The organism is Paenibacillus sp. SZ31 (genome assembly GCF_012912005.1).
Lineage (GTDB): Bacteria > Bacillota > Bacilli > Paenibacillales > Paenibacillaceae > Paenibacillus.
The window spans coordinates 26425-38459 of the sequence record NZ_JABBEA010000009.1 but is presented as its reverse complement, the minus strand read 5'-3'; the positions used below and the strand labels follow the sequence as shown (position 1 = coordinate 38459).

At 34.1% G+C, this 12035-nt stretch carries 7 protein-coding genes; 2 read left to right on the top strand and 5 right to left on the bottom strand.

Annotated features, from left to right (window positions below):
• Nucleotides 1–25: 25 nt before the first annotated feature.
• Nucleotides 26–1222, bottom strand: coding sequence for an MFS transporter (locus HF638_RS17625; protein WP_169481381.1), 1197 nt, complete (start codon nucleotides 1220–1222; stop codon nucleotides 26–28).
• Between the two features lie 168 nt (nucleotides 1223–1390).
• On the opposite strand from HF638_RS17625, the gene HF638_RS17620 reads away from it, so the two are divergent.
• Together HF638_RS17620 and HF638_RS17615 are read left to right on the top strand one after the other, a co-directional pair.
• Nucleotides 1391–2272, top strand: a complete 882-nt coding sequence (locus HF638_RS17620; RefSeq protein ID WP_169481380.1) for a LysR family transcriptional regulator — start codon at nucleotides 1391–1393, stop codon at nucleotides 2270–2272.
• 22 nt (nucleotides 2273–2294) lie between these two features.
• Complete coding sequence (locus HF638_RS17615) at nucleotides 2295–2969, top strand: VOC family protein (protein ID WP_169481379.1); 675 nt, start codon at nucleotides 2295–2297, stop codon at nucleotides 2967–2969.
• Between the two features lie 187 nt (nucleotides 2970–3156).
• Here HF638_RS17615 and HF638_RS17610 read toward each other — a convergent pair whose 3' ends face one another.
• From HF638_RS17610 to HF638_RS17595, 4 genes are all read right to left on the bottom strand, one after another.
• Nucleotides 3157–4251 (bottom strand): hypothetical protein, encoded by a 1095-nt coding sequence (locus HF638_RS17610; protein ID WP_169481378.1) that lies wholly within the window; start codon nucleotides 4249–4251, stop codon nucleotides 3157–3159.
• A 220-nt stretch (nucleotides 4252–4471) separates the two neighbouring features.
• On the bottom strand, nucleotides 4472–6502 hold the full coding sequence (locus HF638_RS17605) for a UvrD-helicase domain-containing protein (protein ID WP_169481377.1): 2031 nt from the start codon (nucleotides 6500–6502) through the stop codon (nucleotides 4472–4474).
• The gene (locus HF638_RS17600; RefSeq protein WP_169481376.1) at nucleotides 6484–8469 is read right to left on the bottom strand and encodes an ATP-dependent nuclease; all 1986 of its coding nucleotides are present in this window, start codon (nucleotides 8467–8469) and stop codon (nucleotides 6484–6486) included. The genes HF638_RS17605 and HF638_RS17600 overlap by 19 nt, the downstream gene beginning before the upstream one ends.
• A 1289-nt stretch (nucleotides 8470–9758) precedes the next feature.
• Complete coding sequence (locus HF638_RS17595) at nucleotides 9759–12032, bottom strand: hypothetical protein (protein WP_169481375.1); 2274 nt, start codon at nucleotides 12030–12032, stop codon at nucleotides 9759–9761.
• Nucleotides 12033–12035 lie beyond the last annotated feature (3 nt).

Here is a 12035-nt window from a genome sequence, read left to right as displayed (position 1 = left end):
ATCATATTTCTATATCCATTTTACTTTACATGCCTTTTAGCTCCTGCTCATGGCCAACAACTTTTGAGCTTTTCTTATTGCCAATAGCCAATTGAACGATAATCTGCAACACGATGATGATAGCCAAACCATAGAACGCTTGCACGAAACTGCCTGTCAGATCGTGGAGCCAACCAATCGCAAGCGGCCCCAGTGCTCCCAAGATATAGCCACCAGATTGAGTCATAGCGGACCAGCTACTTGCTTCCTGAGCATTGTTCGTCTCATCAATCGGCAACATGAGTGCAATCGGGAACAGTCCACCTGCGCCAATACCGAGTGGGATCGCCGCGAGCCACGGACTGACAGAGAGGTTCAGCATCAGGACACCTATTAACTCCAACATCGCACATCCAACAAGCCAGAAGACACGTCTTTGGTACCGGTGTACAAGCATGGGAATGAATAACGTAGATGGCAGTGATATCAATGTAAATAACGTTTGGATGTTGCCTGCGGTCTCTTGACTGTATCCCTGGCTTTGAATGGCTGGCGCAAGCCAAGCGGTTAGTGAATAGAATATAGCTGCCATCAATCCGAAGAACAGTGTCAGCACCCAGGCACGCCTGTTCTTCACCGGAAGTGGTGAATGAACTACAGCCGTAGTTTTACCGGATTGTCGCTCTGTGCGCGCAGAATAGGCCAATTTCAACCAGATCGGTAATGCAATGACTGCGAGTAATGCCCACGTGGCTAAAGACCCTTTCCAAGATCCACCCAGCGCATGCTGGAGCGGAACCGATAGTCCCACGCTAATGCTGGCCCCCATCACCATCGCTGTAGAGTAGATGCCTACCATAGCTGCCACTCGGTTAGGAAAATACTGCTTAATGAAGCTGGACAACAGCGGCCCTGCCAATGCAATCCCTACACCCGACAGAAAAGAAGTGAACATCATTAACGGGGTTGCACCCACGAAAAATCGTAATCCCGTACCTAACCCAATAAGGATTAAAGCCAGCACAATGGCACCTTCATTCCCCCACCTTCTACTTATTCTTACGGAGAACGGAGCGAATATGCCCATACATAATACCGGTAGTGTAGTTAACAGACTGGCGGTCATACCGCTCAAACCCAGATCATGCTGTATGGTGCTCATTAGCGGAGAAATGGATGTAATGGGTGGTCTCAAGTTCAGTGAAGCCAGGATAAGCGCGAATACAATATAGAAAAGTTTCATTATGGATCACCTCATGGTAGTAGTATCGATACATTTACCAAGATCTTATTGGGCAGCGAAAGGATCTTGGGTTGGTACACTGACTAAGTATAGATTCAATATAATGATTGAACAATACTATTGTTTCTATTAAAATGATTACTAAAACCAATGATTAGAGGTGAATTCATGGAGATTCGTCAAATGGAAAACTTTATTATGGTGTGTGAGGAGCTTCATTTTACCCGGGCAGCTGAGAAACTTGGCATATCTCAACCTACGTTGAGTCAACAAATACGTGGGTTGGAGGATGAACTTGGTGTTCCTTTATTTGACCGTGTTGGCAAAAAGATTGTGATGACCCAGGCAGGGTCTCTGTTTCTGGAGCACTGTGTACAGATGATCCGGCATTTACAGAATACCCAAGATGCGCTAGCTGAATTCCGTAATGATCAGCGAGGTCGATTAGTCATTGGTGTTCTTCCATCCGATTTGGATTACCGTCTCACTCCACTGCTCGTTGATTTTCATGCCCGATTCCCCAAAGTGCAATTGAAGGTGATTTCTTCGATCTATGTCGTGAATCAAGTGTTGGAAAATGAAGTCGACATCGGCATCGAGATCACGTCTGCCCCTGATGATCGGCTTGTACGCATTCCTTTGTGCAGTGAAGAGTATGTACTGGTCGTTTCCGAGAATCATGATTGGGCTGAACGCAGCACGATTGGAATCCAGGAACTGCGTGATATTCAAACGGTGATGTTTCCCGAAGGATTTACGGGCAGAGAATTAGTCGACGGTTATTGCCGTAAATATGGATTCACCCTAAACACCATCATGGAGACCAGTTCGGCAACCTCTATCATTAGCCTGGTCAAAGCCAACGTCGGAGGAACACTGCTGCCTTATCCTCTGATCCAAGCCATGAATGAACCCTCATTACGCTGTATTCGCATTACAGACGATCCGCCATACCGACACTTTGAGATCATCCATCGGTCTGACCGCTACCTGACGCAATCGGCTAAGGCATTTATTGAAAAGACGATCGAATATTTCAATCAAAGGTGAGTTTAGAAGGAGAGATATTGAAATGAGAATAAGAGAAGTGGGTTTGTTGACACATCAGATCGAGGCCATAAAGGGGTTTTACGGTACAGTACTGGAGTTGGAGCTTGTGGAGGATCGTACAACATTCGTTTCATTCCGTGCCGGAGAGTCGATCCTTTCTTTCAAGAAGGCGCCAGAGCAAGAGAAGCCATACTATCATGTAGCGTTTACGATTCCAACGAATAAACTTGCTGATACGAAAAGGTGGGCCCAAGACCGTAACATTCCGTTGCTTTCCAAAGATGGACAGGATGAATTCTATTTCCCTTACTGGGATGCAACAGCCATCTATTTCTATGATCCGAGCGGCAACTTGATGGAATTCATCTCTCACCACTCACTCGATAATGCAGTCGATGAAACTTTCGAAGCGAAGCATTTGCTTTGCATTAGTGAAATCGGCCTGCCTGTCGATGATGTTCCTGAGACGATGAGCACGTTGAATGGGCATTATCAACTTGAACCCTTTGCTGGAGACGGAAAGAAATTCTCCCCCACGGGTGACGCAGAAGGCATGTTTATTGTCATTGATAAACAGATGCCTTGGTTCCCAGATGGGCGTAAGCCTGGTGTATTCGCCACTGAGATTAAGGTTGAAATGGGGCAGTCTGGTAGGCTACGTTTACAAGACGGTCTGTACTCCATTATATCTAATTAAATCAGAACCTCTGCAAAATATCTCGTGAAAACTGAATTTCACCTTTACATAAAAGTCGAAAAAGGGGGCCCGATGACAACTGTCATCAGGCCCCCTTTTTCGACTCCATCTCATTAGTGGAAGCTAAAGTCTCTTTTATCGTTTATTAGCTGTATATTAAAATATAATTAAGAACATCCGAACACATTTAATTTATCTCTATTAAGTGCGTGTATTCCCAAATACGTCCTTCATCCTCATTTATACCATAATCCGCTGGTTCATTTACATCCTTATAAAGTCTTAGCCCACATTCAGTGCAAACTGCTTTATTAGATTTAAAATAATGCTCCCCTTTATTGAGTTTATGAGTAGAAGAGTAATCTATATCAGGATAAAGGAAAAGAGTATCATTGCTACATACAAAACAAGTTTTTTTCGATTTATCTTGTATATCGTAAATTTGTTTAATTAAATCTTCTTCATAAATACTTCTCAGAAGATTACCAACTGGCTTTTGGTAAAGTGCTGATCCAACTGCTTTATAAAACGCAATAGCTTTATGATCAATTACTTCCTCTTTTGACATATTAGTTAGCTCTTCTATTGGATCAATATCGCTATAATCGTTATCATAACACCAATATTCTCTTATTTCTTCACCATCCCATAGTTCTTCACATTTATAAAGTATATCTTGAACTAGCGGAAGAATCATTCTAACAACGAATTCATCTAGTTGTTTATAAAGTAAAAAACGTGCTCCTCGGTGTAACAACATGTTCCTTAATGTATTGATCTCTTCTAAGGCTTCTTTATGCTGAATTAAAATCCCCTGCAATGAGCTGTTTGGTAGTGCCAGTGCTCTATTTAAAGATTTATCATATTCAACTGACTTGTCCGTGAAATTTATATCACCAATATCTCTTCCATCTCGCAAGAACTGAAGCAATCCACCCTCTTTTACTTTACTATCTCGTAAATTGTTGGCGAGATTTTCACTATGAAATCTCAATGCATCCTTAATAATTAATTCTATGAAATGATGAAAGTGAATAATGACTTGCATGTAATTCTCATGATAATCAGTAAATTCACAAAATTGTTTCTCTTGTAACTCTGAGAAGTTATCTAAGTTGTAATTAAAACTATGGAGAGTATTATATGTTTCAAAAAAACCTTTCATTGCTAAAGTTAAAGATGTCAATGCTGATGGCGTAATATTTTTACATGTAAAATAATCATCTTTAAATTCTGTTATGACTGATAAACTTTCGGAAAACCTTTTTTTAGTAAAACTCAATTAAAACACTCCTCACATATATTTAATTATAAATAAATTGAATATTTTTTATTATCACTCAAATTCTGAATGCTGAGGAGGGTGAATGTATGGCGATCGAGTTATTCTCTGTTTATGTCACTTTAACCTCACTATTCAGTAGTGCGAAAGCATCAAGCAATTTCCCACACAATTATATGATTTTTTTAATATCTAGTTCTCTATAAAGGAATAAGTAAAATTAAACTTGCACTTGTTCTTGTTTCAATTCAACCTTTACTGATTCTTCAAAGTATTTCAGTATATGCTCTTCTTCATCGCTGGAAATAAGCTTCACACAAGCCAAATTAACTTTTGCTCTCGAACACGCAACATATATAAGTTTTTGACTTTTATGTTTTTTCTTATCATCAAGAGAAGCAGAAAAAATCGATTTAAAATCATAAACATTCCAAAAATATTCATCTAATACAACTAAAACATTATCAATACCTGAGCCTTTCGTTTTATGCATTGTAATAAACTGTGTGTTCTCATTCATATAATTAAAATAATTATAGATTTCCGTAAATTTTATTTTTTGTGAAAACAATTCAATGTAAAAAGTTTCTTTTAATACTTTTTTCTCTAGCTCCTTAAACTCATCTTCTTCCAAAGAAGATAATACCTTACTCATTTTCGCATAAGTATTATCTCCTGTTATATAAAAATGTTTGAATACTAAGTATTCTTTATTTTGTTTAAGCTCATTTAAAAACGTATCTTTTCTGTGCACGTATTCAGAAAATTTATCGCTGCATTTTAGAATTCTTGATTCAAAGGCTAATTTCAAAGTTTCCATTGCGCTTTTGTCCGATTTTATAATCTGATCGAAATTTTCTTTGATCTTTATCTTATCTGCCATCTTTCTAACAGAATATCCATGCTTCTGAATATTAGATAGCACAAAGTTATAATTCTTTAATTCATAGGCATCACAAAGATCAAACAATTCGGATAGTTGCAAAGATTGTAGATGTTTGTCTATAGTATCCTTCGGATCAGAATACCTTCTACTGAAAGTATCATAAAGATTTTCAAAGCCTGCCTTAACTGAAATAGATTTATTGGTTAACATGAGATTCCTGAAATCTTTCTGATCTTTGTTTGCTTCATCAATTAACATATTTAAAGCCTTCATATAATCTTCTTTGACATCAGCTTCACTAAATACATTCGGTTTATTGTCATATATGCCATAGTAAAGCTTAACACTACCTTGTCTATTTTCTATTCTTTCAAAATTTGACTCTGTATCAACTTTGAAAGCTACCTTCTGTTGTAATTTATCAAATCTCAGTCGATTTATAAATTTAACAACTTGTTCAGAGCATCTGAAATTGTCTTGTTTTTCAATTTTAATTAAGTGCCCTTCGTTTATATACTCTTCAACATCACCCACACCATCTTCATAAATAGCCTGCATGGAATCACCAAATAATCCTATAAGTGTTTTTTTGTTAGATGGTAATAGCTTCAAAAATATATCAATAATTTTTTTGTTAGTGTCTTGATATTCATCAATGAATATAAAATCATATTTATCTTGTATTATTCGTCCTAAATATTTGTAATTCATGCAAAGCAAATATGTAATTTCAAGTAAACTATCATGACCATAAGTTAGCTCTTTATAATTATCAAAACTAGTTTCATTATACTTGATACTACTATGTTCACTCTCTTCTATATGTTTGGATATTTTAATATTCAATTCATCAATTTTTTTATTCAATATTTCATTAAACTGTTCTGGAGTTTTGTCGTACTCTCTCTTTCCTTCAACCTTATTCACTGTATCTTTAGTAACTGTAAATAATTTAGAAGCATACTTATTGTACAGCTTTTTATATCTAAGATATTCCTCTTTGTTTTGTTGTTTAATGTCTTCGTAATGCACAATATCTTTCCGTACAAATATTTCTAATTTGAAAATTAAAGGAATTACTTTTTTTATATTTTTTTTATAGTCTTTTGTTAAGGTATTCAAAAAAGAGTGAATTGTGCTAATAGTATATTTATCACCTGCCCTTGATTTTATTTCACTAGCAGCAAGGTTAGTATGTGTTATGCAAGCAATTTTTTTCTCTGGATGATGTTCAGATACGAATTCTAAAGTCTGTTTTAATGTTTCCGTTTTTCCACTCCCTGCACCACCTTGTAATACAAAGTTTTGGTTTTCATCAATACATTTTTTAATTTTTATGAATGGTGTTAATTGGCTGCTATCCATTGTAGGCCTCCTTTAATATACGCGGGAATAACCCATTCAACTTCTTTTTCAGTTAAAGCGAGATACAATAATGAAGAAGCAAAATTAGATTTTTTTTCAAGTATTTCTTCAGTCAATTCATAAATATTTGTAATTCCATCTATTTCCCCCTTATTCTTTAACCCTTGTAATTTTGTTTTGTTTTTCTTAATAGTATCTAAATTACAGTTAATAAAAGCATCCTCGAAACTTCTTCCTTGATACCCTCGCTCCGATTGCTGATATACTATTTTAATATTTATATTGTTATTTGTTAATTTTTCTCTTTTTAACTTGTTAATCCAGTCTTCAAACTCAATAGATTCAATATCCTCAGGTGCTTCAAAAAAATGTTTCAAGGTATAATTACTTGTATTTTGTCCTTTTAAAACTTCACAGGCTCTGTATACGATTTTATTTTTACTGTTTTTATCAATCACTTCATTCTTTTCTGTTGTATCGATGTCTGTTACTATTAGAGTCTTTATATCAAGAAAATCGAGAAAATGATGAAATGATTTTGCATTAGCACCTACTTCTAAAATAGATATATTTTGTGAATTTAACGGTACATATGATTCATCTTCTGAAATTTGCCCTTTATCAAATTGATTCATAAAATACGGAAACAACATTTTTTCTGAAGTACCTTCAATAAATATAATTTTATTTGCAAAGAATAATTCTGCCGATTGAAGAGTTAAATACTGTTCTAAAAATCTGAAATCTTGCTTATCTTCATATTTCTCGCTTAATTCGTTATAAAAATTTTTTATTATGATATTTTCATATTTGTTAAAATGTTCTTTTCTCAACATATATCTAATGTCTTTGAAGTCACATTGTGATACTATGTGTGCTGAATGAGTGCTGATCACGGTTTGGAGATTTTTGATATCTGACAAAATATCTTTAATCTTCTTTGCAAAAATGTATTGCATTTGAGGGTGCGTGTGTGCTTCAGGTTCTTCAATAAATAGTAAATTGATATCACATTGGTCAGTAATGAAATTGTCTTTTTTTATCTCTATAGTTAATAATAAATACAAAATATTCATGTAACCTAAACCATTTAAGTGTTCAGGCAAATAATTATTATCTATTCCGTAAACAACCTGCGACGAGTTCTCCAGTAACTCTTTTGATTGTACATTTGAAACAACTTGTAAATTTTGTATATTTAAGAATTCTTTCGAGTTTTCTAGAAATGATTTAAAGAAAGTATCATAATTCAAATTGAGCTTACCATCCATCTCAATCATCAACTCATTAATTTTTGTAAAATCATCAGTTAAGTTTTTGTTTCTATTGTTAAAGAATTTTGTTGTTAACATTGATAGCGCCTTTTTACTTTGTCTATTCTCCTCAGAACTAGAGACATCCCGTTTAGCATGAATTATTTGAAAGTTTATTAAATTTTTAATAGACCTAATTTCTTTTTTCACTAACCTATGTTTATTAACACTTCTCAAATCATCAGTATCTTCAAAAACATAGATATTTTGATCTAGATAGTTATCAATATTTTTTATTATAAACTTCTCTCTATCATTGTCACTCAAGTTAGTAAGATCTCTTAAAAGTTTTGTACTATTAATTGAACATTCAAATACTATTTTCACAGTATTAATATCTGGTTCTAAGTCTAGAATGAATTCAGAAATATACTCCAAATCATCCTCTTCGTTGTACTCAATTTCCAATATCATTTGAATAGATAATTCACTAAAATCAGTACTGCTATCAATTTCTTTTATTTCGTCCCGTAGTGACAAAGAAAAATCATTATAGTTGAAATGAATCTGTGAATAGAATTTTTCAAATAAACACAGAAAAGAGGTTTTACCACTATTATTTCTACCAATTAAAATCGACATGTCTCTGTTCATATCAAGAGTAGTATCCTTTAATAATCTAAAATTTTTAATATGTATTTTACTAATGTTCATTACTTCACCTCAAATTGAGAATTTAGATCCACATGGTAATGTACCACCACTTGATAAGTTCGACAATAATTTCCAAATACCTCCCTAATTCATCCCTAAATAAAATCCATTTATATCTACGTTATTTTTAAGCGTATCTACTCATTAGCCAAATTTGTTAAGAGATGATTTCGCATTATCCATTATTTTGTTAGGTGGTTCAAAATTTTATCGACGAACATCACATCACGTCAATATAAAGACATGGAAATGTAAAAAGATCGATATAACCGCAAGAAAAAACAGATACATACAATCAATTGTTAGGAAATAAAAAAGCCGAGTGAAATCAGTATCAAACACCTGAAATCAGCACGGCTTACCATTAGAATTTATTCATTTAATTGTTCAGTGACATTATAGTTGGTAAATGAAAAATCGCGTATTATAGCACTTTTTCAGCGTTTTGACTCAAATTACAATGCCATTATAGTTGGTAAATAAAATTATTCCATATTGAAAAGTTACATTATAGTTGGTAAACCCATAATAATACAATTTTTCCATTAAATAAATACGCTAAATTAGGTGCTTCATTGAGAAACGACATACTCATCTCTCTTTTAACGAAAACAACATTTTAATCCAATTCTTCAGTAACTGATACTTATATACATCATTATTCGTTACCGATGTGAAATATTTTACAGAGCTTTTAATCAACAGATAAGTTTACTGATATTACTTACTCGCTGTATCCTTACTCATACTCTTAAGTTCGTCCCTATACTCACCCAATAACAATTCGTTCAACTCTGAAAAAGACTCTAGTTTCCCAATCCTGGATTCTATAATCTTTCGTTTCCTTTCATTTTCTTTTTTCCTTCTCCCCAAATATCCCCAACATCACTATACAATTCTGAAAAGTTTACAGAGAAGTTGTCTCATACCTGAAGTGCTACTGAGTTTTCTAACCATTCAATTGTATAATAAGTTTCATACATGGAAGATTTTTCATTTTTTTAGCCACACTCGCGTTGCTTGATCAATTCCACCGCAATATCCAGCCATTTCTGAACTTCTTCCGGGAATTCGTCTGTTAAATCCTTTCTATTTTCAAAGAAGAAATGACGTTTTGTGTGGAACCATTTTCATTGATCTTATTGGATTTTCCTTAGTTGGTGATAAACACGAAAAATAAATAGTCTGGAACCATTAATTAAACTAAAAAGAAAGTTGGAAACCATCTAAATAAAGTCAAAATACAGAGTTAGAAATGTCAACAATGACGATCATCGCTAGACAAGTCGTTAATTCATTTTTTTTCTATTATTTTTCCTAGACTGTTTTTGTTGTTTTATCTTCTTTTTTCTTTTTCCTTTATAGGGCTGTATTCTTAAAGGATTAGCATTCTCTATACTAGTTGAGCTTTCTCGTACAGGCTTTACTTTTTTGTTCGAAAGATCAATCGGGTTACCGGTGAGAGAAAAATCTAGGAAACCTATTGGATGATTAGTATTATCGATTAACATTAATGATCTCAGATCGGGTTCTAAACTATCGTAAATATCTGCGATTGTATGAGGTTTTAGAAGGAATTCTTTGAATTCTGAAGGAGTGGGGTATTCCTTTTTCCAAAGGGAATACTCTCCTATTTTTTTTCTTGTTTCACTAATCTCAAATTGTTCCACAGTAGGGTTCACAAAATATTTAGTAAGGGAGGAGGCATCTGTGATAATAACACCATCCCTCTCTTTAGCTGTAAAATTGAAAATATTCAAACATACGACCTTAATTATTTTCATTGGGTCAGGTGGATGAATTGGTAAATCAATCGTAGCTACCTGTCTAATTTTATTCCAATCCTCTTGCAAGACCAATGCTCGTCTTTTCACTTGCTCAATACCATAATTAACTTCGTGCTCAATTTGAAAAATTTCTTTAGGAGAGTAAGGTCTGCGAAGACATTTCATCTCAATCAGTAGGATGTGGTCTCCAAAAGTCGCAATGAAGTCAAATTCAGCAGACTTACCATCAAAAGCATCCTCTATCTTTAATCCTCCAACGTTTACGTTAAGACTCGAATTAATTGAGAGTGCTATATTTATATAGTTTTCAAGTGCTTTACCTTTATAAGCATCATCTATTTTCCAAATACCGAATTGCTGTTCAATCATTCGAGGTAAGTTTAACTGTTTAATTAAAGCGGGTACAAAGATAATTTCCCTTTTCCCTATGTAAACTAAAGGTTGCGAAAATAAATCTGAATAATCATCTTTATTCTCCTTAGGCTGAAATATCAGCATATTGATTAGCTCACTTACGATTTCATGATTTATACCAAACATTTCAGTGAAATTCGAAACAAATAATTCTTTTTCTATTCTAGGGGCAAGATATCTGTAACCTTCACGATTAAAATCATCAAAATTCTCGTGAGTTTTCTCACTATATACAGATCCAAGTGCTTGAAGATAGGAAATAAGCAAAAAATAATTATCAAAACTTATGTTCCTATTTATACCGATAGTTTTTTGAACCCAAAAATCTTCATCTATAAACTCAAAAGATTTAACAGCGCTACTGTTTATCTTCTGATAAACTTCAACCAAACTCATTACCTTTTTAGCGTCTAAGCAAAACAAAGATCCGGGATTACTGAGATCAATGGATTTCGCAAGATCACTTTCCAAAGGAATAAGTTTATGTATCAAACTCTTATATCGGCTTTCTCTCTTAAAAAAATCCAGTTGATCCTTATAGCTATATCGAATCATCGCAGTTAATTCAAGTTTTAAATATTCTTCGTCCATTGGCTCGTAATACATATACTTTTCATCTTCAACGCTATGCTGCATAGAGTATCCCCACTCTCTATATTTCACCAACTCCCACAAGTGGTTCATCATCCCTCGATGTAACGCGAGTAGACTCATTTTTTCTATTTGTGGGATATCATATGGAGATACATCATCAACAAATTCCAAATCTTTTCCCAGAATCTTTTTTCCTTTATAGAATAAATAAGGAATGAGTGTGTTAGTCATTTCGATTCCTGCTTCAAGAGTAGACTCAATTGAGGATTTTCCATTCCCTGTATCAACGTGAGCAATATTCCGTGAGTAAAGATCAATATTCTTTGACTCTTTTATAATTGCTGCATACTCAATTTCTGAAAGTCTTTGTTGATTTTCTAAAAAAACGCATAACATATGAATAGTTGTTGGTATAGGTAATTTGAGAAGCTCTGTATCCTCAAGTACTATTGTATTACTCTTGTTGTGTTTATATAGTTCAAAAATGGTTTGAATGGTGTCCATATACTGAACCATAAAACTTGTGCTATCATTATTGTTCTCATCTAGCATTTGCCCCACATGATGACATGCAGAAATAAATGTTTTTAGTATATCGTATTTATTATCAAAATCTCTTTGGAGTGGCTCTGGTAGACAATCAGCTAAAAGTATTGGTTTCATTACATTACTACTATGTTGAAGATATATTTCATAGATTATCTCTGCCGCAGTCTCAGAATCCCCACTGGTTAGAGCATTTTTTAGTATATTAAAGTCTATGTCCATAGT